This is a genomic window from Bradyrhizobium ottawaense (assembly GCF_002278135.3).
Taxonomy (GTDB): domain Bacteria; phylum Pseudomonadota; class Alphaproteobacteria; order Rhizobiales; family Xanthobacteraceae; genus Bradyrhizobium; species Bradyrhizobium ottawaense.
In genome coordinates, this window is the sequence record NZ_CP029425.2 from 7,792,287 (window position 1) to 7,818,389 (window position 26,103).

The window sequence follows — 26,103 nt, forward strand, 5'->3', positions numbered from 1 at the left end:
CAACATGACCGTACCTGTTTCCGCGAAACGTACTGCCCTGCTGAACGCCGCGCGCGAGCGCATTCTCGTGCTCGACGGCGCCATGGGCACGATGATCCAGAACCTGCAGTTCGACGAGGCCGCCTTCCGCGGCGAGCGCTTCAAGGACTTTCATCGCGACCTGCGCGGCAACAACGATCTGTTGATTCTGACCCAGCCGCAGGCAATCGAGGACATCCACGCGGCGTATTTGCGCGCCGGCGCCGACATCGTCGCGACCAACACCTTCTCCACGACGTCGATCGCGCAGGCCGATTACGACCTCACCGACATCGTCTACGAGATGGCGCGCGAAGGCGCCCGCCTCGCCGGCAATGCCGCGCGGCGCGTCGAGGCCGAGGACGGCAAGCCGCGCTTCGTCGCGGGCGCCATCGGCCCGACCAACCGCACCGCCTCGATCTCCCCCGACGTCTCCAATCCCGGCTACCGCGCCGTCACCTTCGACGATCTGCGCAAGTCCTATGGCGAGCAGATCAACGGCATGCTCGACGGCGGCGTCGACCTCTTGCTGGTCGAGACCATCTTCGACACGCTGAACGCCAAGGCGGCGCTCTATGCGATCGCCGAGATCACCGAAGCGCGCGGCATCGACATGCCCGTGATGGTGTCGGGCACCATCACCGACAAATCCGGCCGCCTGCTCTCGGGCCAGATGCCGGAGGCGTTCTGGAATTCGGTGCGACACGCAAAACCCGTCACGATCGGCTTCAACTGCGCGCTCGGCGCCGAAGATCTGCGCGCCCATATCGCCGATATCGGCCGCGTCGCCGACACGCTGGTCTGCGCTTACCCGAACGCCGGCCTGCCCAACGAATTCGGCCAGTATGACGAGACGCCGGAATATATGGCGCGCCTGGTCGGCGAGTTCGCTGCGTCCGGCCTCGTCAACATCGTCGGCGGCTGCTGCGGCACCACGCCGGAGCATATCGCCGCGATCGCAGCTAGCGTCGCCCCGCACAAGCCGCGCATCGTGCCGGAGATCGAACCGCGCCTGCGGCTCTCCGGCCTCGAGCCCTTCATCCTGACCGACGCGATCCCGTTCGTGAACGTCGGCGAGCGCACCAACGTCACCGGCTCGGCCCGTTTCCGCAAGCTGATCACGGCCGGCGACTACACGGCGGCGCTGCAGGTCGCGCGCGACCAGGTCGAGAACGGCGCGCAGATCATCGACGTCAACATGGACGAGGGCCTGCTCGACTCTGAAGCCGCGATGGTGACGTTCCTCAATCTCGTCGCCGCCGAGCCCGATATCGCCCGCGTCCCCGTGATGGTGGACTCCTCCAAGTTCTCGGTGATCGAAGCCGGCCTGAAATGCGTGCAGGGCAAGCCGGTCGTCAACTCGATCTCGATGAAGGAAGGCGAGGAGAAGTTCATCTTTGAGGCCAAGATCGCCCGCCGTCATGGTGCGGCTGTGGTCGTGATGGCGTTCGACGAGGTCGGCCAGGCCGACACGTTCGCGCGCAAGACCGAGATCTGCAAGCGCGCCTACGACATCCTGGTGAACAAGGTCGGCTTCCCGCCCGAGGACATCATCTTCGATCCGAACGTCTTCGCGATCGCGACCGGCATCGAGGAGCACAACAATTACGGCGTCGATTTCATCGAGGCGACGCGCTGGATCCGCCAGAACCTGCCCGGCGCGCATATCTCGGGCGGCGTCTCCAACCTCTCCTTCTCGTTCCGCGGCAACGAGCCGGTGCGCGAGGCCATGCACTCGGTGTTCCTGTATCACGCCATCAAGGCCGGCATGGACATGGGCATCGTCAATGCCGGGCAGATGATCGTCTATGACGACATCGATGCCGAGCTGCGCCAAACTTGCGAAGACGTCGTGCTCAACCGCGACCCGGGCGCGTCCGAGCGCCTGCTGGCACTCGCGGAAAAATTCCGCGGCAACAAGACCCAGACCAAGGAAGCCGATCTCGCCTGGCGCGAATGGCCGGTGGCGAAGCGGCTGTCGCATTCGCTGGTGCATGGGATCACCGAGTTCATCGAGCAGGATACCGAGGAGGCCCGCAAGGCGTCCTCGCGTCCGCTCGACGTGATCGAGGGCCCGCTGATGGCCGGCATGAACGTGGTCGGCGACCTCTTCGGCGACGGCAAGATGTTCCTGCCGCAGGTGGTGAAGTCCGCGCGCGTGATGAAGCAGGCGGTGGCCTGGCTGATGCCGTTCATGGAAGAAGAGAAGGCGCGCAATCTCGCCAACGGCATCGGCACCGAGGGCTCCTCGTCCGCCGGCAAGATCGTGCTCGCGACCGTCAAGGGCGACGTCCACGACATCGGCAAGAACATCGTCGGCATCGTGCTCCAGTGCAACAATTTCGAGGTCATCGACCTCGGCGTGATGGTGCCCGCCGCCAGGATCGTCGAGACCGTGAAGGCGGAGAAGGCCGACATCGTCGGTCTCTCCGGCCTGATCACGCCCTCGCTCGACGAGATGGCGTTCTTCGCCGGCGAATTGCAGCGCGAGGGCCTCAAGCTGCCGCTCCTGATCGGCGGCGCCACCACGAGCCGCGTGCACACCGCAGTCAAGATCGACCCGAGCTATCGGGCCGGCCCCGTCGTGCATGTCAACGACGCCAGCCGCGCCGTCGGCGTTGCGTCCTCGCTGCTCTCGCCCGAGAAGCGCGAAGCCTATGCCGCCGAGGTGCGTGCCGAATACGCAAAAATCTCGGAGGCACATCTGCGCGCGCAGGCCGACAAGAAGCGCCTGAAGCTTGCTGCCGCCCGCGCCAACCGCGTGCCGGTGGACTTTGCCAAGAACAAGCCGGTGAAGCCGACCTTCCTCGGCATCCGCAGCTTCGACGACTATGACCTCACCGAACTGGTCGACTGCATCGACTGGACGCCGTTCTTCCAGACCTGGGAGCTCGCGGGGCGCTTCCCCGCCATCCTCGACGATGCCAAGGTCGGCGAGGTCGCGCGCTCGCTCTATGACGACGCGCGAAAAATGCTCGACACTATCGTCAAGGAAAAGTGGTTCCGGGCGCGCGCGACGATCGGCTTCTGGCCGGCGAACGCGGACGGCGACGATATCGCTGTTTACGCCGACGAGAGCCGGACCAAGAAGATCGCGACGCTGCACACGCTGCGCCAGCAGCTCGAGAAGCGCGAAGGTCGGTTTAATGCCGCGCTCGCCGACTTCGTCGCGCCCGCGGGCGTGCCCGACTATGTCGGTGGCTTCGTCGTCACGGCCGGCATCGGCGAGGATGCGGTCGCCGACCGCTTCAAGATGGCGAATGACGACTACTCCTCGATCCTGTGCAAGGCGCTGGCCGACCGTCTCGCCGAGGCCTTCGCCGAGCGCATGCATTCCCGCGTGCGCCGCGAATTCTGGGCCTACGCGCCGGACGAGACGCTCTCCAACGACGAGCTGATCCTCGAGAAGTATCAGGGCATCCGCCCCGCGCCCGGCTATCCCGCGCAGCCCGACCACACCGAGAAGGCGACGCTGTTCGAGCTGCTCGATGCGGAAGCAACCTGCGGGGTGAAGCTGACCGAGAGCTTTGCGATGTGGCCGGGCTCCTCTGTGTCCGGGCTCTATTTCGCCAGCCCCGAGAGCTATTATTTCGGCGTCGGCAAGATCGAGCGCGACCAGGTCGAGGACTATGCCGCACGCAAGGGCATGAGCGTCGCGGAAACCGAGCGCTGGCTCGCGCCGGTGCTGAACTACATCCCGTCGCGAGAGGACAGCGACAAGGCCTTTGCGGCAACGGCGGCGAATGACGAGACGTCGAAGGATCTCGCCTCGCATCCGCCGGGCTGCACCTGCGCGGTGCACCTGGTCTGGCAGAAGAAGCGCGCTGGCGCGGGATAGGGGCTCGCGCTCTCCCCTTCATGGCGAAGGCCTCCGTGTCCCGGACGGCGCGGCATCGCGCAAGCGACGTGGCGCCGAGCCGGGACCCAGGAGCCGCACGGCACGCGGCAAGATGGGCCCCTGCTCTGCAGCGCACCACCCCGGACGATGCTGCGCATCGCCGGACCGCTGCGCTGCGTCCGGGGCGCGAGTCCTTTGTTTAATAGACACACCTTTGCATCCTCGCGGCGCTTCCGCCCGAGCTTTGCGCTTCGCGTCACGCCCTCATAGCGAAAGGGCGCAGGGAAGGCCGGGCGCCGGCTGGCACCCACGGTCCGTCGTGCGATGAGATGCACACGCAATGCACAACGGATCAACAGGTGAAGCCGAAACGTCCGGCCTTCCCTGCGCGATGGTCTGACGGCGTATGGCGCGCTCTCCCCGGAGACGAGTTCCTGCTTGCCTCCGTCACCTCGCGGATTGGCGATGCGCTTCGCCCGGTCGGGCTTGGCGCACCTCCGCAAGGCTTGACTGTAGCAACGACAGCTAGGACCACGCGATTTGGCCGTACGCATCAGCGCCGCTCGTCTGCACGCCGCCGGGACCTCACGGGGTTCTCCCGCCCTGCTCCCGCCTCTCGTGCACGACGCTGCCGCGTCCACCGCTCCCCGATCCGCGGCTCGTGACGACGTACGACCGCCCCTTTCGCCGGATCAGGATGGGCGACACATACGCCGAAACCGAATTTCGGTAAAGTGGAATATTTTGATCGAGGCTGATTGACCCAGCGCTGGCGTGTTTTGCCCGTCAGGCAACCCACGATCTGGTAGCTTGGGGCCGAGCACCGGGGCCTCACCCCTTCGGCGGGGCCAGTGGCTGCACGATCTCCTGGAACGGCGCCAATGCCTCGCAGCGCTCGCCGTGGGCTGCCAACGCCGGATAGCGCGACGCATCGAATAGCTGCGGATGCGCCTCGCGGGTGAAGCGGACGACGCAGGCAACCGCAACGTCGGCATGGCCGATCCGACCGCCCAGCCAGTACGGCGTCGTCACCTTGGCGCGCTCGGCCTCGAGCACGGCGAGCACGTCCGCAATCTGCGCCTGGCAGCGCGCGACCCACAACGCGAGCTGCTCCTTCCGCAGCACGCGCTCGTAGAGCAGGCTCACCGCCTTGTCACCGAGACCGGAAGCGAGCGCGCAGATGCGCAAATGCCTGCGCCGATCAGTGCCGCTGCGCGGCAGCATCGCCTTGTCCTCGCCGACGAGTTCGTCGAGATAGTCCAGGATCACCGTGCTCTCGATCAGCGCCTCGCCGTCGTCGAGCACCAGCGTCGGCACGCGGCGCAGCGGATTGTACGGCGCGATCTTGTCGGCGTCGCCGAAGGTCGACCACGGCCGGTGCTCGAAGGGAAGGCCGTAAAGCCGCAGCGCGATCGCAACGCGGCGGACGAAGGGGGAATCATATTGGCCGATCAGGAACATGGTTCTCGCTCTTCCAGCGGTTGGACGTGGCAGGGCCGTCCAGTTCACCGCCAATGCACGCTGCCTGCAACAACTATGTTGGAACCGGAGCATTGCGCGTGACGCAACAACGAGAGATCAATAGACAATGTACCAGCCGGAGCTCCTCTCATGAATCTGCGATCTCTCCTCTCGCTCGTCCTGCTCGCAAGAGCGCGCACCTCAGGATGACGGCGGAGCGTGTAGCAGCGGACGAGCTTGGCCAACATGTGCTAGAGCGAGATGCGGCGACGGACCAGCCGCTCATCTGAGCTACATTGCTCACGCGCTACCCGATAACAGGCACATGCTTCGCCGCGTCGCGCGGCGCGGTGCCGTCGAGGCGCGGATCGTCGGCGATCTCGATCTGGCGGCGGAACGGGCGGAAGCCGGAGCGCTGGTAGAAGGCGACGGCGGATGGGTGGTCGAGCGTGCAGGTGTGCACCCAGACGCGGCGGACGTCGCGCGACCAAGCGAGGTCAAGCGCGCGGTTCATCAGGAAGCGGGCCGCTCCCGTGCCGATCAGAGGCGCGGTGACGCCGAAATAGGCCAGCTCGCACTGACCGGCCTCGCGAAAATCCAGCTCCAGCAGGCCTTCGTCGCGGCCGTCTACGGCGAGTGCATAGACCTCGACGCCCGCTGCGTGGATGATTGCGGCGAGCTCTGTGTCGTTCATCCGCGCCCGGGAGAACCACAGCCATTCCTCGCCGACGCGGCGGTGGAGATCGCGGTACCAGTCGAGCGCGGGCGCATCGACCTTGCGCAGGACCCACGCACCGGGAGGATCGTCACGGCGTGCGGGAGGCGCGGTCATCTCAAGGTGGGTGACGACGGCGGCGATCTTGCCGGTGGGGACGTCCGAATAGCCGTCGGGGAGGATCATTGCGGTTTCCTGTGGAGCCGAGTGCGAGCTACATATCCGATGTCGTCCCGGCGAAGGCCGGGACCCATAACCACGAATGTGGATTACTTTGCGAGGCTGGAACGACGGGTCCCGTTCACAACATCTGCTGCGGAGTATGGGTCCCGGCCTTCGCCGGGACGACTCGGAGAAAGAGAGGCGTACTACCCCTCCCCCTCGTCGCTCGCCAGCACGCCCTTCACCGCGCGCGCCCACCCCGCGAGCTTTCGCTCGCGCGTGGCCTGGCTCATGTTCGGCTTGAAGCGGTGCTCGAGGCGCCAATTGTCGGCGAACTTTGTGGGCTCGGGATAGACGCCGGCCTGGAGGCCAGCGAGGTAGGCGGCGCCCAGCGCTGTCGTCTCCTGGATCACGGGGCGATCGACCGGCGCGTCCAGCAAATCTGCGAGGCGCTGCATGGTCCAGTCCGATGCCGTCATGCCGCCGTCGACGCGGAGCACGACGCTGGCGGTCTCCGAGCTTGGCCAGTCGGCGCGCATCGCGGCCCAAAGGTCGAACGTCTGGTAACAGACGCTTTCGAGTGCGGCATGGGCGAGTTCGGCGGGGCCGGTGTTGCGGGTGAGGCCGAACAGCGCGCCGCGGACGCGCGGATTCCAATAGGGCGCGCCCATGCCGACGAAGGCGGGGACGAGATAGACGCTCTGCATGGAGTCCGACTGATCCGCCAGAGGTCCGGTCTCGGCGGCGTGCTTGATGATGCCGAGGCCGTCGCGCAGCCATTGCACCGCTGAGCCGGCAACGAAGATCGAGCCTTCGAGCGCGTAAGTGCGCTTTCCGTCGAGCTGATAGGCGACCGTCGTGAGCAGCTTGTTCTTCGACACGACCGGCGTGGTGCCGGTGTTGAGCAAGGCAAAGCAGCCGGTGCCGTAGGTGGACTTCATCATGCCCGGGCGGAAACAGGCCTGGCCGATGGTGGCGGCCTGCTGGTCGCCGGCGATGCCTGAGATCGCGATCGCGCCGCCGAACAGATCGGGCGTGCTCTCGCCGAAGCGGGCAGAGGAATCCTTCACCTCTGGCAGCATCGAGCGCGGCACGCCGATGATCTCCAGCAGTTCGTCGTCCCACTGTCCCGTGTGGATGTTGAACAGCAGCGTGCGCGAGGCATTGGTGGCGTCGGTGGCGTGCACCTTGCCGCCGGTGAGGCGCCAGAGCAGGTAGCAATCGACCGTGCCGAACATCAGCTCGCCGCGCGCCGCGCGCGCCCGCGCGCCGGGGACGTGGTCGAGGATCCAGGCGACCTTGGTGCCGGAGAAATAGGGATCGATGATCAGGCCGGTCTTCTGCGAGATCACGGGCTCGCGGCCATCGGCCTTGAGCTTGGCGCAGATGTCGGCGGTGCGGCGGTCCTGCCAGACGATGGCGCGGTGCACGGCCTGCCCGGTGGCGCGGTCCCACACCACGGTGGTCTCGCGCTGGTTGGTGATGCCGATCGCCGCGATGTCCTTCGCGGCGATGCCGGCCTGCTCGATCGCCTCGCGGCAGACCATCACCGTCGAGGTCCAGATGTCCTCGGGCTCGTGCTCGACCCAGCCCGAGGCCGGGAAATGCTGCGGAAACTCCTGCTGCGCCTTCGCCGCGATGGATATGTCGCCGCGAAACACGATCGCGCGCGAGGAGGTGGTGCCCTGGTCGATGGCGAGGACGAAAGACATGGCGGCTTACCCTTGGCGTTTTCCCTGAGGGGGTCATTGTGTCGCGGCAAAGAAACGGGATTGCCGGTCCGAGGTCAAGGCGGGTCTCCTCTTACCCTCCCCTGGAGGGGGAGGGTCGGCTCACATTGAGCGCAGCGAAATGCGAGACGGGGTGGGGTGACGGTCTCTCCTCATCGAACACTGCCCGAGCGGAGAGATCACCCCACCCCGCTCGCGCTACGCGCGATCGACCCTCCCCCTCCAGGGGAGGGTAAGAGAAGAGACGCGCACCGCTACGTGCGACGGTGCTTCAAAGGTGTGATTTCAGCTTCACGCGATCCGTACAACTCGACATAGATGCGTTCGAGTACGGCGGTCAGGTCGCTCCCGATCTCAGAATTCCAGAAGCGGATGACGCGGTAGCCTTCGTTCTCGAGCCAGCGTTGGCGCTCGAGGTCGCGGGCAGCCGTATCGTCTTCGTTGTGATGCCCGCCATCGAGCTCGATGATGAGCCGCTTGGCCGGACAGAAGAAGTCAACGACGTAGGGGCCGATCGGCGCTTGTCGGCGGAAGTGCGATCCGTCCATCGGGAGGCCTTTGAGCGCACGCCATAGTATCCGCTCGTGCGGCGTCGCGTTCGCCCTAAGCCTCTTCGCGGCGGCGCGTCGGATTGATGTTGAGACCATTCTTGTGGCTTCACCCCACCCCGCTCGCGCTTAGCGCGAGCGACCCTCCCCCTCCAGGGGAGGGTGAAGTGAAGCGCCACTTCACTACAATTACAAGTCGCTAGAGTCTACACCGCCGCCGTGGTCACGCCGCCGTCGATGACGATGGTCTGTCCGGTCATGAAGCTCGACGCATCCGAGGCGAGATAGGCGACCGCGCCGGCGATTTCGTCGGGTTCGCCGATGCGGCGCAGCGGCGTGGTGGCGGTGCGGCGCTTCAGCACGGCTTCGTCTTCCCACAGCGCGCGGGCGAAATCGGTCTTGACGAGGCCGGGCGCGATGCAGTTGACGCGGACGCCTTTCGGGCCCCACTCGCCGGCGAGCGAGCGGCACAGCGCGAAGTCGGCCGCTTTCGAGATGCCGTAGGCGCCGATCACGGTGGAGCCGCGCAGGCCGCCGATCGAGGAGATGATGACGACGGAGCCGCTGCCGCGTTCCGCCATTTGCGGGATCGCGAGCGCGGAGAGCCAGATGTTGCTCTTGACGTTGCTCCCCATGATCTTGTCGAAGGCCTCGTCGGTGATGTCGAGCAGCGGGCCGTAATAGGGATTCACCGCGGCGTTGCAGACGAGGATGTCGATCTTGCCGTAATGCTTCGCGGCGCCCGCGATCAGCGCCTCGACCTCGGCCTTGCGTGCGATGTTGCATGGGATGACGGTGGCGTCACCGCCGGCCGCCTTGATGCCGTCGACGACCTCCTGGCAGGCGTCGGCCTTGCGCGAGGACACCACGACCTTGGCGCCGAGCTTGGCGAGGAGTTCAGCGGAGGAGCGGCCGATGCCGCGGCTGGAGCCGGTGACGACCGCGACCTTGCCGGTGAGATCGAACGGGGTGTTCTTCATTGTCGGCTCCTTCTTCCTGGTCATTCCGGGGCGCGCATAGCGCGAACCCGGAATCCATTTCACCGCGCGTATTGCCGCCCGATGGATCCCGGGTTCGCGCTACGCGCGCCCCGGGATGACAGCGAGGCTAGATCAACCCGCCACCATCAGCGACGCGGCGCTGGTGGTAGTCGGTGTCACCGAACGAGTTCTCGATCATGGTGAGGCGCTTGAAGTAGTGGCCGATCTTCGCCTCCATGGTCATGCCGATGCCGCCGTGCAGCTGGATCGCCTGCTGTCCGACGAATTTCAGCGACTTGCCGATCTGCACCTTGGCCGCGGCAATGGCATTGCTGCGCTCCTTGGCGTTCTCGAAGTCGTTCGCCATGGTCGCGAACATCGACATCGAGCGCGCCTGCTCGGCCGCCACGAACATGTCGGATGCCCGGTGCTGCAGCGACTGGAACGAGCCGATCGCGACGCCGAACTGCTTTCGCGTCTTGATGTACTCGACGGTGGTCTTGAGCGACTCGTCCATCAGGCCGACCGCCTCGGCGCAGAGCGCGACGCGGGCTTCGTCGACGACACGTTCGATCAGCGCGAGCGAATCGTCGGGATTGCCGAGCACGGCATCAGCGCCGACCTCGACACCGGTGAGGGTGATGTCGGCGGCGTGCAGGCCGTCCTGGGTCGGGTAGGACTTCCTGGTCACGCCCTTGGCGTTGGCAGGAACCAGGAACACGCCGATGCCGGTCCTGTCGCGACGCTCGCCCTTGGTGCGGGCGGTGACAACGAGCGTGTCGGCGTTCTCGCCGTTGAGCACGACGAATTTCTCGCCGTCCATGACGTAAGCCTCGCCCTTCTTCTTCGCGGTGGTCGCGACGTCGAAGAGATCGTAGCGCGAGTTCTTCTCGAGCTGGGCAAACGCCAGCGTCTTGCTGCCGTCGATGATGCCGGGCACGTGCGCCGCCTTCTGCGCGTCGGTGCCGGCATGGCGCAGGAAGCCGCCGCCGATCACGACCGTTGCCAGATACGGCTCGAGCACCAGCGCCTTGCCGAGCGCTTCCATCACGATCATGGTCTCGACGCCGCCGCCGCCGAAGCCGCCATCGGCCTCGCTGAAGGGCAGGCCGAGCAGGCCCTGCTCGGCGAGCTTGAGCCAGACCGCTTTGCTCCAGCCGCCCTTCTCCTTCATGTACTTCTTGCGGCTTTCGAAATCGTAGGAATCGGTCAGCAGGCCGTCGATGCTGTCCTTGAGAAGCCGCTGCTCCTCGTTCAGATCAAAATCCATGTCTTTGGTTCCTCGTACCCGGAATTTCTGCTTCGTCATCCCGGGGCGCGCGTCGCGCGAGCCCGGGATCCATACTCCCGATCGTGGTTATGGATTCCGGGCTCGCGCTGCGCGCGCCCCGGAATGACGCCTAGAGCCCCAGCACCGCCTTGGCGATGATGTTGCGCTGGATCTCATTGGAGCCGCCGTAGATCGAGACCTTGCGGTTGTTGAAGTAGCTCGGCGCGATCTGGGCGGTCCAGTCCATGGCTTCGTTCGAGCCATCGTCGCCGTGCACGTCGAACGGCGCGGCGAACGGTCCGATCACTTCCATGAGCAGCTCGGTGGTGGTCTGCTGGATCTCGGAGCCCTTGATCTTCAGCACCGAGGAGGCCGGATTGGGCTTGCCCTTGCCGTGCTTGCCTTCATCCGCCACGACGCGCAGCTGGGTGAGCTCGAGCGCCTTCAGCTCGATCTCGCAGGCGGCGAGCTTCTCGCGGAAAGCGGCGTCCTGGATGATCGGCTTGCCGCCGGATTCCACCTTGCCGGCGAGATCGCGGATGCGGCGCAGCCGCTCCTTGGAGACGCCGACACGGGCGATGCCGGTGCGCTCATTGCCGAGCAGGAATTTTGCGTAGTCCCAGCCCTTGTTCTCCTCGCCGATCAGATTCTCGTAGGGCACCTCGACGTCGTCGAAGAACACTTCGTTGACCTCGACGCCGCCGTCGATGGTCTGGATCGGGCGCACCGTGACGCCTTTCGACTTCATCGAGAACACGATGAAGGAGATGCCCATCTGCTTCTTGGCGCCGGGATCGGTGCGGCACAGGCAGAAGATCATGTCGGCGTGCTGGGCCAGCGTGGTCCAGGTCTTCTGGCCGTTGATGATCCACTTGTCGCCCTTGCGCTCGGCCTTGGTCTTGAGCGAGGCGAGGTCGGAGCCGGAGCCGGGCTCGGAGAAGCCCTGGCACCACCAGTCGTCGACATTGGCGATGCGCGGCAGGTACTGCTTCTTCTGCTCCTCGTTCCCGAAGGTGTAGATGACCGGGCCGACCATGCTGACGCCGAAGGCGAGTGGCTGCGGCGCCGGATAGGACTGCAGTTCCTCGTTGAAGATGTAGTGCTGCACGCTGGTCCAGCCGGTGCCGCCATATTGCTTGGGCCAATGGCTGACGCCCCAGCCCTTCTTGTTGAGGATGCGCCACCAATTCACCATCTCGTCCTTGCTGAGGTGACGCCCCTCGACCATCTTGCGCCGCGTATCCGGCGGCACGTTGTCGCGGAAGAACTGCCGCACTTCCTCGCGAAACGCCTGCTCTTCTTTCGTGAATGCGAGATCCATCGGATCCTCCTGTGAACAGTTTTGTTCTTACCAAATCCGCCGTCATTCCGGGATGCGCCGTAAGGCGCAGGCCCGGAATCCATATCCCCGATTGGTGGTTACGGATTCCGGGCTCGCCGCTTTGCGGCGCCCCGGAATGACAGAAACGTTTTACTGCAGCACCTCGAACAGCCCTGCCGCGCCCATGCCGCCGCCGACGCACATGGTGACAACCGCGTACTTTGCCTTGCGGCGGCGGCCTTCGATCAAAGCGTGGCCGGTGAGGCGCGCGCCGGACATGCCGTAGGGATGGCCGACCGCGATCGCACCGCCGTCGACGTTGATCTTCTCGGGGTCGATGCCGAGCTTGTCGCGGCAATACAGCACCTGCACCGCGAAGGCTTCGTTCAGCTCCCAGAGACCGATGTCGTCGACGGTGAGGCCGTGGCGCTTGAGCAGGCGCGGCACGGCGAAGACCGGGCCGATGCCCATCTCGTCCGGCTCGCAGCCGGCCGAGACGAAGCCGCGGAAGATGCCGAGCGGCTTGAGGCCACGCTTGGAGGCTTCCTTGTCGCTCATGATGACGGAGGCGCTGGCGCCGTCGGAGAGCTGACTGGCATTGCCGGCGGTAACGGTGAATCCCTCGCCGCGCACGGGCTTGAGGCCGGCGAGGCCTTCGATCGTCGTCTCGGGACGCGGGCCCTCGTCCTGCGACAGCGTGACGTCCTTCATCGAAACGGCGCCGGTGGCCTTGTCGGTGACCGCCATCTGCGTCGTGATCGGCGCGATCTCCTCCTTGAACTTGCCGCCCTGCTGGGCGGCCGCAGTGCGGCGCTGGCTCTCCAGCGAATATTCGTCCTGCTTCTCGCGCGAGATGCCGTAGCGCTTGGCAACGACTTCCGCCGTGTCGATCATGGGCATGTAGACCTCGCTCTTGATCTTGAGCAGCGCAGGGTCCTGGGCGTGGAAGCCGTTCATCTTGTCGTTCTGCACGAGACTGATCGACTCGCCACCGCCGCCGACCGCGATCTCGACGCCGTCAAAAATCACCGAGCGCGCGGCGAGCGCGATCGCCTGCAGGCCCGAGGCGCATTGCCGGTCGATCGTGGTGCCGGCGACGGTGACGGGAAGGCCGGCGCGCAGCAGCGCCTTGCGCGCGATGTTGCCGCCAGTCGAACCCTGCTGCAGCGCCGCGCCCATCACGACGTCCTCGATCTCCTTCGGATCGACCTTGGCGCGCGCGACGGCTTCGCCGATGGCGTGGCCGAGCAGGGTTGCGCCCTCGGTGGCGTTGAGCGCGCCGCGATAGGCCTTGCCGATCGGGGTGCGGGCGGTGGAAACGATGACGGCGTCGGTCAAGAACGAGCTCCTGATGCGGGTTTAGTGGATTGTGACGGTTTCTGCTGCTGGCGCAATTCGTGGCGCGACAATTTTCCGACAGGCGTTCGCGGCAGATCGTCGACGAATTCGACCTCGGCCGGCAATTCGTGCTTGCCGAGCTTGCCGGCGAGCTGCGCGCGCAGCTCGTCGAGCGAGAACGGCTTTGCCTCCGGCTTCAGCTTGATGAAGGCCTTGGCGGCCTCGCCGCGGTACTGGTCGGGAATGCCGAGCACGATCACCTCGTGCACGCCAGCAATGGTGTAGATCGCCTGCTCGATCATCTGCGGATAGACGTTGAAGCCGCCGGAGATGATCATGTCCTTCTTGCGGTCGACCAGGAAGAAATAGCCGTCGCTGTCGACATAGCCGATGTCGCCGGTGAGGAAGCGGCCGTCGACGAAGGCGTCCGTGGATCCCTCCGGCTTGTTCCAGTACCCCTTGGTGACGTTCGGGCCCTTGATGCGGATCTCTCCGACCTCGCCCGGCGCAAGCACGCGCTTGGGATCGTCGAGCGCGACGACGTCGAGCTCGATGCCGGGCAGCATCAGGCCGATCGAGCCGGGCTTGTCGGGGCCGGTGGGCGGATGGCCGGTGCCGGGCGAGCAGGTCTCGGTCATGCCCCAGCCGCTGCGCAGCTTCTTGCCGACCTTGCGCTCGAAGAAATTCGCGATCTCCACCGGCAGCGGCGCGCCGCCGGAGCCGATGGTGGCGAGCGAGGAGAAGTCGCGCTTGTCGAGATCCGGCAGTGCGGCGATCGCGATCCACATCGTCGGCACGCCCGGAAAATAGGTCGCGCGCTTGACCTCGATGTCGCGCATCACGGCTTCGACGTCGAAACGCTGATGCAGCGAGATCAGATTGCCGCGGCTGAGCGACGACAGCAGCACCACGGTCAGCGCGTAGATGTGGAACAGCGGCAGCACGCAGATCACGCGCTCGATCGTCTCGCCCCGCGCGGCGCGCGATGGCTTGCCCCAGACGTCGTAGATCGACACCGCCGAGGTGAGATTGCCGTGGGTCAGCATCGCGCCCTTGGGCAGGCCGGTGGTGCCGCCGGTATATTGCAGCAGGGCGACGTCGTCGGCAATGACGACGGGCCACGCCGCCGGCGCGGTCGCGCCCTCGGTGAAGGCCTTGAAGGTGACGATGCGGGGATCATCCGGGATCGCCGCCTGCGGCGTGCCGACCTTGCCCCAATGATCGTCCTCGCAGACGACGAGGCGGTCGATCAGCCCCTTTTCAAGGAACTTCAGCGCGGTCGGCAGCAGGGCGGCGAGGTTGGAGGTGACGAGCAGGCGCGAGCCGGAATCGGAGATCTTGTGGGTCAGCGCGATCTCGCCGTCGAGCGGGGAGAGATGCGCGAGGCGGGCGCCTGCCTTCAGCGCGCCGAGAAAATTGACGGGATGGTCCGGCGAGTTGCCGAGGAACAGCGCAACGGACGTGCCCTTGCCGCAGCCGGCGCGCAGGAACGCCGCCGCCGCACGCTCGGCCTGAGCTGCGAGCTCGGTGTAGGTGATCGGGCGATCGCGGAATTCCAGCGCGGTGCGCGTGCCGTATTCGGCGACGGCCTTCGACAAGAGGTCAGGCAGCGAGCCCTGGACGATGGTGTCGTCCCACCGCACGCCCTCGGGATAAAACTGTTCGCCGGGATGGGTCATTGGCGATCGATACTCTGCAAAACGGTAATCGCCGGGTCGTGTGAGGTGGACACCGGCGGACGGGCTCCCTTCCCCCTTGTGGGGAAGGGTTGGGGAAGGGGGTAGCCACGAACACTGACCTCGCCCGGGGCCACCCCCCTCCCTGCCCCTCCCCTACAAGGGGGGAGGGAACGGAGAGAGCTTTGCCCGGAGCGCGACATTGCAGCAGCTACCAAACCGATCAAGCCGCCTTCGACGCCGCCGCCAGCGAGGCGAACGTCTTCCCTTCGGCCGCGAGCTTCTTCAGCAGCGGTGCGGGCTCGAGGCTGGGGTCGTTGGTCTCCTTGGCGTAGAAGGCCAGGCGATCGGCGATGTGCTTGAGGCCGACGCTGTCGGCCCAGAACATCGGGCCGCCGCGGTAGATCGGCCAGCCATAGCCATAGAGCCAGACCACGTCGATATCGGAGGGACGTGCGGCGATGCCCTCTTCGAGGATCTTCGCGCCCTCGTTGATCATCGGATACATCATGCGCTCGAGGATCTCGTCATCGCTGACGACGCGCTTCTTGCGGCCGAGACGGGCAAGCGTCTCATCGATCAGCTTCTCGACCTCCGGATCGGGCAGCGCCGAGCGGCTGCCGGCTTCGTACTTGTAGTAGCCCTTGCCGGTCTTCTGGCCGAAGCGGCCGGCCTCGCACAGCGCGTCCGCGATCTCCGACTTGATGCCGCGGTCCTTGCGCGAGCGCCAGCCGATGTCGAGGCCGGCGAGGTCGCCCATCGCGAACGGCCCCATCGGCATGCCGAACTTGGTGACGACAGCGTCGACCTGCTGCGGCAGCGCGCCTTCGAACAAGAGCTTCTCCGACTGCTTGCCGCGCTGGGCCAGCATGCGGTTGCCTACAAAGCCGTCGCAGACGCCGACCACGGCCGGCACTTTCGCGATCTTGCGCGCAATGTTCACCGCGGTGACCAGCGCGTCCGGCGCGGTCTTGTCGGCGCGGACGATCTCGCACAGCTTCATGACGTTGGCCGGCGAGAAGAAGTGCATGCCGAGCACGTCCTGCGGACGCTTGGTCGACTTCGCGATCTCGTCGATGTTGAGATACGAGGTGTTGGAGGCGAGCACGGCGCCGGGCTTGACGTACTGGTCGAGCTTGCCGAACACTTCCTTCTTCACCGCCATGGTCTCGAACACCGCTTCGATGACGAGGTCGGCATCGCCGACATTCTCGATGCCGACGACGCCGTTGATCAGCGCCATGCGCTTGGCGGGCGCATCGGCCGGGATGCCGCCGCGCGCGGCGGTCGCTTCCCAGTTCTTCTGCATGATGCCCATGCCGCGCTTGAGCTGCTCCTCGCCGGTCTCGATCAGGGTGACGGGAACGCCGGCATTGGCAAAGGACATCGCGATGCCGCCGCCCATGGTGCCGGCGCCGAGGATGGCGACCCGGTTCACGGGACGCGACTTGGTGCCGTCGGGAACGCCCGCAATCTTGGCAGCCTCGCGCTCGGCGAAGAACGCATAACGCTGCGCCTTCGACTGATCGCTGGCGACGAGCTTCAGAAAACCCTCGCGCTCCTTCTTCAGGCCTTCGTCGAAAGGTAGGTCAATGGCGTAGCCCACGGCGTCGGCGGCAGCGAACGGCGCCTCCAGGCCGCGCGATTTCTTGGTCATGGCGGCGACTGCATTGGTGAAGATCGAGCGGTCGGCCTTGGCCGCCGCGATCTTGGAATCGTCGTCGCGCAGGCGCCGCAGCGGACGCTTCTCGGCCAGCAGCTTGCGCACGAAGGCCTCGCCGCCCGATGCCGGTCCCTCGATGATTTCCTCGATCAGGCCGTTCTTGAGCGCTTCCGCAGCACCGATGGGATCACCGCCGACGATCATCTTGACAGCGAGTTCGGGACCGACCGCGCGCGGCAGGCGCTGGGTGCCGCCGGCGCCCGGCAGCAGTCCGAGCTTCACCTCGGGCAGGCCGAGCCTGGCCTCTTTCACCGCGACGCGGAAATGGCAGGCGAGCGCGACCTCGAGGCCGCCGCCGAGCGCGGTGCCGTGGATCGCGGCAACCACGGGCTTGGGCGAATTCTCGATCTCGGACAGCACGTCGTTGAGGGCCGGCGCCTTCGGCGGCTTGCCGAATTCGGTGATGTCGGCACCGGCGATGAAGGTGCGGCCGGCACAGGTCAGCACGATGCCCTTGATGGCGGGATCGGCAATTGCGGCCTTGATGCACTCCAGGATGCCGCCACGGACCGCGGCACTCAGAGCATTGACCGGAGGGCTGTCGACCGTGACGATCCCGACCTCGTCATGACGCTCAAGCTTGACCACTTCGCTCACGGTGTTCCCTCCTTGGTGGGGATTTACTTTTGTTCGATTTCGCGGTGCGGAATTTAATTCCGCATCTTGACGGCAGGGTTATTTTGAAGCACGTGGCTTGTCAACGACTCCGCGCAAGAAGCAGATCAGGGATGAAGCGTACAGGAAAGAAGACTGCGACCGATCGGAATTTCGTCGTCGCGCTTTCCCGCGGACTGGACGTATTGCGCGCATTCCACCCCAATGACGGCCTTCTCGGCAATCAGGAGATTGCGGCTCGCACCAATCTGCCGAAGCCGACCGTGTCGCGGCTGACCTACACCTTGACCAAGCTGGGCTATCTTGCGCCGGTTCCCCGCTTCGAGAAGTACCAGCTCACACCCGCGGCGATGTCGCTCGGCTACGCCGCGCTCGCCAATCTCGGCGTTCGGCATTTGTCCGAGCCGTTCCGCGAGGACGTGATGCGCGCGACCGGCGGCGCCGTCGCCGTCGGCGGCCGCGACCGTCACAGCATGATCTATTTCGGGCAAAGCCGCGGCAGCGAGACCGTCGGGGTTCAACTTGACGTCGGCTCCCGCGTGCCGATTGCAACCAGCGCGATGGGCCGCGCCTATTTCTGGGCGCTCGACGACGCGGACCGCGCAGACCTGTCGCGCCTCTTGCGCGAACATTACGGCAGCCGCTGGCCCAAGATGCGCGACGGGCTGGAACGTTCCGGCGAAACCGTCGCGAAATACGGTTTTGCGATCTCCGTCGGCGACTGGCACGACGACATCGGCGCCGCCGGCGTCGCACTCAGGCTCAACGACGGAACCGGTCCCTACGCATTCAATTGCGGCGCGCCCGCATTCCGCTTCACGGAAGAGCGTTTGATCAACGACATTGGACCGCGTCTCTTAGCGATGGTAAGGAACATCGAAGCGGCGCTCGGGGGTCTAATGCCGCATTCCAAAAAAGACGTCAGCAAAAAGCTGAAATCAGGAGGAAAAGTTGCGCGTGTGGCCGAGGGATTCAGATAGCCTTTGTCATCATCGGGAGCGGTTCGCATCGCCCCTTCGCTCACTGAATGACGTGAGCGAGACGAGATGACGCAGGCACAGCTCGCGCAGGGGACATCGCCCCTGCTCGCGGTTCGCGACGTCAGCGTCGTGTTCGGCGGCATCATCGCGCTCAACGGCGTGTCCTTCGACATGCACAAGGGCCAGATCCTCGGCTTGATCGGCCCCAACGGCGCCGGCAAGACCACGCTCTTCAACTGCCTGTCCCGGCTCTACCAGCCGTCATCCGGCGACATCCTGATGGAGGGCGCGAGCATCCTGAGGCGGCCGCCGCACCGGATCGCCGAGATCGGCATCGGCCGCACCTTCCAGAACGTGGCACTGTTTCCGAATCTCTCGGTGATGGACAACGTCCGCGTCGGCGCGCATTCGAGGACCTCGAGCGACATCATCAGCGACTCCCTGAAGCTTGCCTGGGTTCGCCGCAGCGAAACCAGCGTCAACAAGAAGGTGCACGAGATCCTTGCCTATCTCGACCTCGAGGACGTCGCCTACACCGTGGTCTCCGGCCTGCCCTTCGGCACGCAGAAGCGCGTCGAGCTGGCGCGCGCACTGGCTGCCGATCCCAAAATCCTGCTGCTCGACGAGCCCGCCGGTGGCCTCAACCACGAAGAGGTCTACGTGCTCGGCGACCTCATTCGCCGCATTCGCGACGACCGGCACATGACCGTGCTGCTGGTCGAGCATCACATGGGCCTGGTGATGTCGATCGCCGACCATGTCGTTGCGCTGAATTTCGGCAAGAAGCTCGCGGAAGGCACGCCGGCCCAGGTGCAGGCGGACCCCGACGTCATCAAGGCCTATCTCGGGAGCAAGGACCAATGACGACATTGCTCAACGTCAAGGACCTGCGCGCTTATTACGGCCAGGTCCAGGCGCTCCATGGCCTGTCCTTCTCGCTCAACGAGGGCTCGCTGGTGACGCTGCTCGGGGCCAACGGCGCCGGCAAGACCACCACGCTGCGCGCGATCTGCAACATGGTGCGCTCCACCGGCGGCATCGAGTTCGACGGCAAGCCGCTGAACAACCGCTCCACCGAGAGCATCGTGCGGTTCGGCATCGCCCACGTGCCGCAGGGCCGCGGAACCTTCACCACCATGACGGTGGAGGAGAATCTCCAGCTCGGGGCCATCACCCGCAAGGACAGCGCCGGCATCGTCTCCGACATCGAGCGCATGTATGCGCATTTCCCGGTGCTGAAGCAGCGCCACACCCAGCAGGCCGGCACGCTCTCCGGCGGCGAGCAGCAGATGCTCGCGGTCGCCCGCGCCCTGATGCTGCGGCCGCGGCTGATGCTGCTGGACGAGCCCTCCTTCGGCCTCGCGCCGCTGGTGGTGCGCGACCTGTTCGGCATCCTTGGCAAGATCAACCGCGAGGACAAGGTGTCGATCCTGGTGGTCGAGCAGAACGCCCAGCTCGCGCTGGAGCTCGCCGACCAGGCCTATGTGATCGAGACCGGCCGCATCGTGATGTCGGGCAACGCCAAGGACATCGCGAACAACGAAGAAATCCGCAAATCCTATCTGGGTTACTGAGGGAGCCGGGACAATGGAGCTGTTCACCAACCAGGTCCTGGCCGGCATTGCCACGGGCGCGATCTACGCCTGCATGGCGCTCGCCGTGGTCATGATCTACCAGGCCATCGACCATCTCAACTTCGCGCAGGGCGAGATGGCGATGTTCTCGACCTTCATCTCCTGGCAGCTGATGCAATGGGGCGTGCCTTATTGGGCCGCCTTCGTGATCACGCTGGCCTTCTCCTTCGTCGCCGGCATCGCGATCGAGCGGATCCTGTTCAAGCCGCTGACAAAGGCACCGGTGCTGACCAACGTCGCCGGGTTCATCGCGCTGTTCGCGATCATCAACTCCTCGGCGGGCCTGATCTGGGACTTCACCATCAAGCAATATCCGACCCCGTTCGGCTCCGCGCCGTTCCTCGGCAGCCAGCTGATCTCGACCCACCAGGCCGGCATGATCGGCGTCACCATACTGCTGCTGCTCGGGCTCTATTTCTTCTTCCAGTACACGCGGATCGGTCTTGCCATGCGCGCGGCCGCCTCCGTGCCTGAATCGGCCCGCCTCGTCGGCATCAACACCTCCTGGATGATCGCGCTCGGCTGGGGCATGGCGACCGCGATCGGCTCGATCGCCGGCATGCTGATCGCGCCGGTCGTGTTTCTCGAGCCGAACATGATGGGCGGCGTGCTGATCTACGGCTTTGCCGCGGCCGTGCTCGGCGGACTGACCAGCCCGTTCGGCGCCGTGGTCGGCGGCTTCCTGGTCGGTGTCTTCGAGAACCTCGCCGGCACCTACATCCCCGGCGTCGGCAACGAGCTGAAACTCCCGATCGCGCTCGCGCTGATCATCTCCGTCCTGGTCGTCAAACCCGCCGGCCTGTTCGGTCGGCACATCGTCAAGCGAGTTTGATCATGAGCGCTGCAGAAGAAGTCGTTGCAGAAGGCCACCAGGCGGTCGAGGCCGTTCCGAAGCGGGCCATGACGCTGGGCACCGGCACCTCGCTGGTGGTGCTCGCGGCGCTCTTGATCGTGCCGATGTTCGTCAAGAACTTCGTCATCTTCCAGATGACGATGCTCCTGATCTACGGGCTCGCCGTGCTGGCGCTGAACATCCTGACCGGCGGCTCCGGCCAGTTCTCGCTCGGCCAGAGCGCCTTCTACGCCGTCGGCGCCTATACGTCGGCGGTGCTGATGGAGCACGCCAACATCAACTACGCGCTGACCATTCCGATCTCCGCCGTGGTCTGCTTCGGCTTCGGGTACCTATTCGGCAAACCGGCGCTGCGGCTGTCGGGCGTCTATCTCGCGCTCGCGACCTTCGCACTCGCGACCGCGATGCCGCAACTGCTGAAGCTGAACTTCCTGGAACACTGGACCGGCGGCGTGCAGGGCCTCGTCGTCACCAAGCCGGATGCGCCGTTCGGCCTGCCGATGTCGCAGGACACGTGGCTGTACTACTTCACGCTCATCGTCACGATCGCGATCTACATGCTCTCGGTGAACCTGTTGCGCTCGAGGTCGGGCCGCGCCTTCATGGCGATCCGCGACAACGAGATCGCGGCGTCCTCGATGGGTGTCAACGTCGCACTCTACAAGACGCTGGCTTTCGGCGTGTCGGCGGCGATCACGGGCATTGCCGGGTCGCTCGGCGCCATCGCGGTGCAGTTCGTGGCCCCCGACAGCTACACCATCACGCTCGCGATCTCGCTGTTCCTCGGCATGGTGGTCGGCGGCGTCGGCTGGCTGCCCGGCTCGTTCGTCGGTGCGGCCTTCATCATCTTCGTGCCGAACATGGCGGAGAGCATCTCCAAGGGCCTCTCCGGCGCGGTGTTCGGTGTGCTGCTGTTCCTCGTCATCTACCTCGTGCCGCACGGCGCAAGGCAGATCGCGATCATTGGCCAGCAACTCGTCGGCAAGCTCAAAAAGAACTGAAGTCCCGTTAAATTAAGCAAGGAGACCGAATTGCATTTTGGAAGAACACTGCGAGCCGCCGCGCTGGTCACGGCAACGGCGGCCATCACTCTCACCTCCGGCGCGGCACTCGCCCAAAAGAAATACGACACCGGCGCAAGTGACACCGAGATCAAGGTCGGCAACATCATGCCGTACAGCGGTCCGGCGTCGGCCTATGGCATCATCGGCAAGACCGAAGAAGCCTATTTCAAGATGATCAACGACAAGGGCGGCATCAACGGCCGCAAGATCAACTTCGTCACCTATGACGACGGCTATTCGCCGCCGAAGGCAGTCGAGCAGGTCCGCAAGCTGGTCGAGAGCGACGAGGTGCTGGCCGTGTTCAATCCGCTCGGCACACCCTCGAACAGCGCGATCCAGAAGTACCTCAACGCCAAGAAAATCCCGCAGCTCTTCGTCGCCACCGGCGCCACCAAGTGGAACGATCCGAAGAACTTCCCCTGGACCATCGGCTGGCAGCCCTCCTACCAGAGCGAAGCCCAGATCTACGCGAAATGGCTGATGAAGGAGAAGCCCGACGCCAAGGTCGCGATCCTCTATCAGAACGACGATTTCGGCAAAGACTACCTCAAGGGCACCAAGGACGGTCTCGGCGCCAAGGGCGCGTCCATGATCATCATGGAAGAGAGCTATGAGGTGTCCGAGCCGTCGATCGACGGCCATATCGTCAAGATCAAGGCCGCCAATCCCGACGTGCTGCTGATCTATGCGACGCCCAAATTCGCGGCGCAGACCATCAAGAAGACGGCCGAGCTCAGCTGGAAGCCGCTCCAGATCCTCACCAACGTCTCGATCTCGGTGGGCAGCGTGATGAAGCCCGCCGGCTTCGAGAATGCACAGGGCGTGCTGTCGGCGGCCTATGCCAAGGACTCCACCGATCCGCAGTGGGCCAACGACCCCGGCATGAAGAAGTGGAACGAGTTCGTCGACAAGTACATGCCGGGTGCCGACAAGTCCGACACCAGCATGGTCTATGGCTACGGCGCGGCCTCGACCCTGGCCAAGGTCCTGGAGATGTGTGGTGACGATCTCACCCGCGCCAATCTCATGAAGCAGGCGGCTTCGCTGAAGGATTTTGCGCCGGATACGCTCCTGCCCGGCGTCAAGATCAACACCAGCGCTACCGACTTCGCCCCGATTGCGCAGCTGCAGATGCAGCGCTTCAAGGGTGAGAAGTGGGAACTGTTCGGCGAGATCATCAGCGGCGACGTCGCCTCCGAGTGACACGCTGACGCAATAGTCCGGCCCTCGAGAAGCCCCCGCGAGCGATCGCGGGGGCTTTTTGTTGACGGCAGGCGCCAATCTTGTTCAATGCGGCGCCGATCCAACTCGGGGCAGGAGAACAATGTCCGCCGTTCGTTTTCAGGTTGCGGCCCTCTGGACCGGGCTCGCTTTGTGCACTGCGATGAGCAGCCCGGCACTGGCGCAGAAGAAGTACGACAGCGGCGCATCCGATACCGAGATCAGAATAGGCAACATCATGCCCTATAGCGGCCCGGCCTCGGCCTACGCCGCGATCGGCAAGGCCGAGGAAGCCTATTTCCGCAAGGTCAATGCCGAGGGCGGCATCAACGGGCGCAAGATCAAGTTCATCTCCTATGACGACGCCTATTCGCCGCCGAAGACGGTGGAGCAGGCGCGCAAGCTGGTCGAGAGCGACGGGGTGCTGCTGATCTTCGGCTCGCTCGGCACGTCCACCAACGGCGCCATCCGCAAATACATGAACGAGAAGAAGGTGCCGCAATTGTTCGTGGCGAGCGGCGCCTCGAAGTGGAACGATCCCAGGCAATATCCCTGGACCATGGGCTGGCAGCCCAGCTACGCGAGCGAGGCGCGGATCTACGCCAAATACATCATGAAGGAGAAGCCGGACGGCAAGATCGGCGTGCTCTACCAGAACGACGATTTCGGCAAGGATTATCTGAAGGGGCTAAAGGATGGCCTCGGGCCCAAGGCCTCGATGATCGTGCTGGAAGAGGCCTACGACACGTCGGAGCCCGCCATCGACGAGCACGTCGTGAAGCTGAAGGCCTCGGGCGCCGACGTGTTCATCAGCATCACCACGCCGAAATTCGCCGCGCAGGCGATCAAGAAGGCGGCGGAGATCAACTGGCATCCGGTCCACATCGTCTCCAACGTCTCGGCCTCCGTCGGCGGCGTGATCGAGCCGGCGGGCCTGGAGATCTCGCAAGGCCTGCTGTCGGCGAGCTACACCAAGGACGGCTCCGATCCGCAGTGGAATGCCGACGACGGCATGAAGAAATTCTATAACTTCCTCGCGCAATATGATCCCAAGGCCAACAAGCTCGATGCCGGCGTCGTGTTCGGCTATGCCGCCGCGCAGACCATGGTCAAAGTGCTGCAGATGTGCGGCGACGACCTCACCCGCGAGAACGTCATGAGGCAGGCAGCCTCCTTGAAGGATTTCGAGCCCGACACGCTGCTGCCCGGCATCAGGATCAACACGGCGCCGGACAATTTCGCCCCGATCGAGCAGTTGCAGATGATGCGTTTCAAGGGCCGGAAATGGGAGCTGTTCGGCGACATCATCTCGAGCGAGATGGGCCACTGAAGCGGCGCAACCCAAAATCGCTCCAGATTGGTTAAACAACTCAAGACAGCCGGACCTTCTCGCAGTCGCACACGAGAGCCGGCCGTCCCTGACTACTAAAGACGCAGCCCCCGCGACGCCGTCCCGGGGGCTTTCTGTTGAAGGCATCAGCCAAATCGTATTGAATTGCGGCAGCGTCGCCAAGAAAATCGAGACAAGAAAAGGGGCGCATACACACCAAGAAAATAGGGAGATAGGAATGCCCGCTGTCACCGGCAAACTTGCAGCCGCATCGCTGGCGCTTGCGCTCATTGCGGCCTCGGCCTCCACCGCATCGGCCCAGAAGAAATACGATACCGGCGCGACCGATACGGAGATCAAGATCGGCAACATCATGCCCTACAGCGGACCGGCCTCCGCCTACGGCATCATCGGGCGGACCGAAGCCGCCTATTTCAAGAAGATCAACGAAGAGGGCGGCATCAACGGCCGCAAGATCAATTTCGTCTCCTACGACGACGCCTATTCGCCGCCGAAGACGGTGGAGCAGGCACGCAAGCTGGTCGAGAGCGACGAGGTTCTGCTGATCTTCAATTCACTCGGCACGCCGCCGAACTCGGCCATTCAGAAATACATGAACTCGAAGAAGGTGCCGCAGCTGTTCGTCGCGACCGGCGCCACCAAATGGAATGATCCGCAGAACTTCCCCTGGACCATGGGCTGGCAGCCCAATTACCAGAGCGAGACGCAGATCTACGCGAAATACATCCTGAAGGAGATGCCGAATGCCAAGATCGGCGTGCTCTACCAGAACGACGATTACGGCAAGGACTACCTGAAGGGCCTGAAAGACGGGCTCGGCGCCAAGGCCGCGAGCATGATCGTGCTGGAGGAAAGCTACGAGACCTCCGAGCCGACGATCGACAATCACATCGTGAAGATGAAGGCGACCGGCGCCGACATCTTCATCAACATCACCACACCGAAGTTCGCGGCACAGGCGATCAAGAAGATCTCCGAAATCGGCTGGAAGCCGACCCACTTCCTCAACAACGTCTCGGCCTCGGTCGGCAGCGTAATCAAGCCCGCCGGCTTCGAGAATTCGCAGGACATCATTTCGGCTGCCTACCTGAAGGACGTGTCGGATCCTCAGTGGAAGGACGACGCCGGCATGAAGGGTTTCCTGGAGTTCATGACGAAATACTTCCCTGAAGGTGACAAGCTCGACGGCGGCACCATCGTCGGTTACGGCGTGGCGCAGACGCTGGTGGAAGTGCTGAAGAAGTGCGGCGACAATCTCACGCGCGAAAACGTCATGAAGCAGGCGGCGAGCCTGAAGGACTTCCGCACCGAGGTGCTGCTGCCCGGCATCAAGATCAACACCGGCGCGAACGACTTCGCACCGATCAGCTCGCTTCAGCTCATGAGGTTCAAGGGCGAGAAGTGGGATCTGTTCGGCGACGTCATCAGCGCTGACGCCGGCGGCTAGCCTCCAGCTGGATCGCAGTGTTCAAAAGGGCCCTCCGCGAAATCATCGCGGAGGGCTTCTTGCTACGCGGCGATTATGATCACGCGATTGCATATTCGAATGATGACACAGCCGGCTTACGCTTTGGCCGCCGATGCGCTAGGCAGGTGAACGGCGGC

The 26,103-nt window shown here is 64.7% G+C and carries 19 protein-coding genes; 9 read left to right on the forward strand and 10 right to left on the reverse strand.

Annotation, left to right across the window (positions count from 1 at the left end; genetic code table 11):
* Positions 1 to 4 precede the first annotated feature (4 nt).
* Positions 5 to 3,856: a methionine synthase gene (gene metH / locus CIT37_RS36455; RefSeq protein WP_095424663.1), complete on the forward strand. Its 3,852-nt coding sequence runs from the start codon at positions 5 to 7 to the stop codon at positions 3,854 to 3,856.
* An 831-nt stretch (positions 3,857 to 4,687) separates the two neighbouring features.
* Here the strand turns inward: metH and CIT37_RS36460 are convergent.
* From CIT37_RS36460 to CIT37_RS36505, 10 genes are all read right to left on the reverse strand, one after another.
* Positions 4,688 to 5,317, reverse strand: a complete 630-nt coding sequence (locus CIT37_RS36460; RefSeq protein ID WP_095424662.1) for a glutathione S-transferase family protein — start codon at positions 5,315 to 5,317, stop codon at positions 4,688 to 4,690.
* 307 nt (positions 5,318 to 5,624) lie between these two features.
* Positions 5,625 to 6,218, reverse strand: coding sequence for a GNAT family N-acetyltransferase (locus CIT37_RS36465; protein ID WP_095424661.1), 594 nt, complete (start codon positions 6,216 to 6,218; stop codon positions 5,625 to 5,627).
* 182 nt (positions 6,219 to 6,400) lie between these two features.
* On the reverse strand, positions 6,401 to 7,906 hold the full coding sequence (glpK, locus tag CIT37_RS36470) for a glycerol kinase GlpK (protein ID WP_028142123.1): 1,506 nt from the start codon (positions 7,904 to 7,906) through the stop codon (positions 6,401 to 6,403).
* A 272-nt stretch (positions 7,907 to 8,178) separates the two neighbouring features.
* Positions 8,179 to 8,556, reverse strand: a complete 378-nt coding sequence (locus tag CIT37_RS36475) for an endonuclease domain-containing protein (protein ID WP_334262657.1) — start codon at positions 8,554 to 8,556, stop codon at positions 8,179 to 8,181.
* A gap of 122 nt (positions 8,557 to 8,678) precedes the next feature.
* Positions 8,679 to 9,452, reverse strand: coding sequence for an SDR family NAD(P)-dependent oxidoreductase (locus CIT37_RS36480; RefSeq protein ID WP_161966270.1), 774 nt, complete (start codon positions 9,450 to 9,452; stop codon positions 8,679 to 8,681).
* Between the two features lie 127 nt (positions 9,453 to 9,579).
* Positions 9,580 to 10,722, reverse strand: coding sequence for a pimeloyl-CoA dehydrogenase small subunit (pimD, locus tag CIT37_RS36485; RefSeq protein WP_095424659.1), 1,143 nt, complete (start codon positions 10,720 to 10,722; stop codon positions 9,580 to 9,582).
* A gap of 130 nt (positions 10,723 to 10,852) precedes the next feature.
* The gene (gene pimC / locus CIT37_RS36490) at positions 10,853 to 12,043 is read right to left on the reverse strand and encodes a pimeloyl-CoA dehydrogenase large subunit (protein WP_038950077.1); all 1,191 of its coding nucleotides are present in this window, start codon (positions 12,041 to 12,043) and stop codon (positions 10,853 to 10,855) included.
* A gap of 150 nt (positions 12,044 to 12,193) precedes the next feature.
* The gene (locus tag CIT37_RS36495; RefSeq protein WP_028142127.1) at positions 12,194 to 13,381 is read right to left on the reverse strand and encodes an acetyl-CoA C-acyltransferase; all 1,188 of its coding nucleotides are present in this window, start codon (positions 13,379 to 13,381) and stop codon (positions 12,194 to 12,196) included.
* Positions 13,378 to 15,060 (reverse strand): dicarboxylate--CoA ligase PimA, encoded by a 1,683-nt coding sequence (pimA, locus tag CIT37_RS36500; RefSeq protein ID WP_095424658.1) that lies wholly within the window; start codon positions 15,058 to 15,060, stop codon positions 13,378 to 13,380. Before pimA ends, CIT37_RS36495 begins: the two co-directional genes overlap by 4 nt.
* A 220-nt stretch (positions 15,061 to 15,280) precedes the next feature.
* Entirely contained in the window at positions 15,281 to 17,377 is a 2,097-nt protein-coding gene (locus CIT37_RS36505) for a 3-hydroxyacyl-CoA dehydrogenase NAD-binding domain-containing protein (protein ID WP_091955910.1), read from the reverse strand.
* Positions 17,378 to 17,508: 131 nt separating this feature from the next.
* Here CIT37_RS36505 and CIT37_RS36510 point away from each other — a divergent pair, with 131 nt between their 5' ends.
* From CIT37_RS36510 to CIT37_RS36545, 8 genes are all read left to right on the forward strand, one after another.
* Positions 17,509 to 18,375, forward strand: coding sequence for an IclR family transcriptional regulator (locus tag CIT37_RS36510; RefSeq protein WP_028142130.1), 867 nt, complete (start codon positions 17,509 to 17,511; stop codon positions 18,373 to 18,375).
* Positions 18,376 to 18,441: 66 nt separating this feature from the next.
* Positions 18,442 to 19,239, forward strand: coding sequence for an ABC transporter ATP-binding protein (locus CIT37_RS36515; RefSeq protein WP_095424657.1), 798 nt, complete (start codon positions 18,442 to 18,444; stop codon positions 19,237 to 19,239).
* Complete coding sequence (locus CIT37_RS36520; RefSeq protein ID WP_018318824.1) at positions 19,236 to 19,949, forward strand: ABC transporter ATP-binding protein; 714 nt, start codon at positions 19,236 to 19,238, stop codon at positions 19,947 to 19,949. The genes CIT37_RS36515 and CIT37_RS36520 overlap by 4 nt, the downstream gene beginning before the upstream one ends.
* A gap of 13 nt (positions 19,950 to 19,962) precedes the next feature.
* Positions 19,963 to 20,841 carry a branched-chain amino acid ABC transporter permease gene (locus CIT37_RS36525; RefSeq protein WP_028142132.1) on the forward strand — a complete coding sequence of 293 codons (879 nt, stop codon included), beginning with the start codon at positions 19,963 to 19,965 and terminating at the stop codon, positions 20,839 to 20,841.
* 2 nt (positions 20,842 to 20,843) lie between these two features.
* Positions 20,844 to 21,863, forward strand: coding sequence for a branched-chain amino acid ABC transporter permease (locus CIT37_RS36530; RefSeq protein WP_028142133.1), 1,020 nt, complete (start codon positions 20,844 to 20,846; stop codon positions 21,861 to 21,863).
* Positions 21,864 to 21,893: 30 nt separating this feature from the next.
* The gene (locus tag CIT37_RS36535; protein ID WP_028142134.1) at positions 21,894 to 23,129 is read left to right on the forward strand and encodes an ABC transporter substrate-binding protein; all 1,236 of its coding nucleotides are present in this window, start codon (positions 21,894 to 21,896) and stop codon (positions 23,127 to 23,129) included.
* 121 nt (positions 23,130 to 23,250) lie between these two features.
* A complete protein-coding gene (locus CIT37_RS36540; RefSeq protein ID WP_028142135.1) occupies positions 23,251 to 24,477 on the forward strand; it encodes an ABC transporter substrate-binding protein in 1,227 nt (408 codons plus the stop codon).
* Positions 24,478 to 24,715: 238 nt separating this feature from the next.
* Complete coding sequence (locus CIT37_RS36545; protein ID WP_028142136.1) at positions 24,716 to 25,945, forward strand: ABC transporter substrate-binding protein; 1,230 nt, start codon at positions 24,716 to 24,718, stop codon at positions 25,943 to 25,945.
* Positions 25,946 to 26,103 lie beyond the last annotated feature (158 nt).

Coding starts and splice junctions, on each gene's coding strand:
- metH (WP_095424663.1), top strand. CDS start 5: ATGACCGTACCTGTTTCCGCGAAACGTACTGCCCTGCTGAACGCCGCG.
- CIT37_RS36460 (WP_095424662.1), bottom strand. CDS start 5,317: ATGTTCCTGATCGGCCAATATGATTCCCCCTTCGTCCGCCGCGTTGCG.
- CIT37_RS36465 (WP_095424661.1), bottom strand. CDS start 6,218: ATGATCCTCCCCGACGGCTATTCGGACGTCCCCACCGGCAAGATCGCC.
- glpK (WP_028142123.1), bottom strand. CDS start 7,906: ATGTCTTTCGTCCTCGCCATCGACCAGGGCACCACCTCCTCGCGCGCG.
- CIT37_RS36480 (WP_161966270.1), bottom strand. CDS start 9,452: ATGAAGAACACCCCGTTCGATCTCACCGGCAAGGTCGCGGTCGTCACC.
- pimD (WP_095424659.1), bottom strand. CDS start 10,722: ATGGATTTTGATCTGAACGAGGAGCAGCGGCTTCTCAAGGACAGCATC.
- pimC (WP_038950077.1), bottom strand. CDS start 12,043: ATGGATCTCGCATTCACGAAAGAAGAGCAGGCGTTTCGCGAGGAAGTG.
- pimA (WP_095424658.1), bottom strand. CDS start 15,060: ATGACCCATCCCGGCGAACAGTTTTATCCCGAGGGCGTGCGGTGGGAC.
- CIT37_RS36510 (WP_028142130.1), top strand. CDS start 17,509: ATGAAGCGTACAGGAAAGAAGACTGCGACCGATCGGAATTTCGTCGTC.
- CIT37_RS36515 (WP_095424657.1), top strand. CDS start 18,442: ATGACGCAGGCACAGCTCGCGCAGGGGACATCGCCCCTGCTCGCGGTT.
- CIT37_RS36520 (WP_018318824.1), top strand. CDS start 19,236: ATGACGACATTGCTCAACGTCAAGGACCTGCGCGCTTATTACGGCCAG.
- CIT37_RS36525 (WP_028142132.1), top strand. CDS start 19,963: ATGGAGCTGTTCACCAACCAGGTCCTGGCCGGCATTGCCACGGGCGCG.
- CIT37_RS36530 (WP_028142133.1), top strand. CDS start 20,844: ATGAGCGCTGCAGAAGAAGTCGTTGCAGAAGGCCACCAGGCGGTCGAG.
- CIT37_RS36540 (WP_028142135.1), top strand. CDS start 23,251: ATGTCCGCCGTTCGTTTTCAGGTTGCGGCCCTCTGGACCGGGCTCGCT.
- CIT37_RS36545 (WP_028142136.1), top strand. CDS start 24,716: ATGCCCGCTGTCACCGGCAAACTTGCAGCCGCATCGCTGGCGCTTGCG.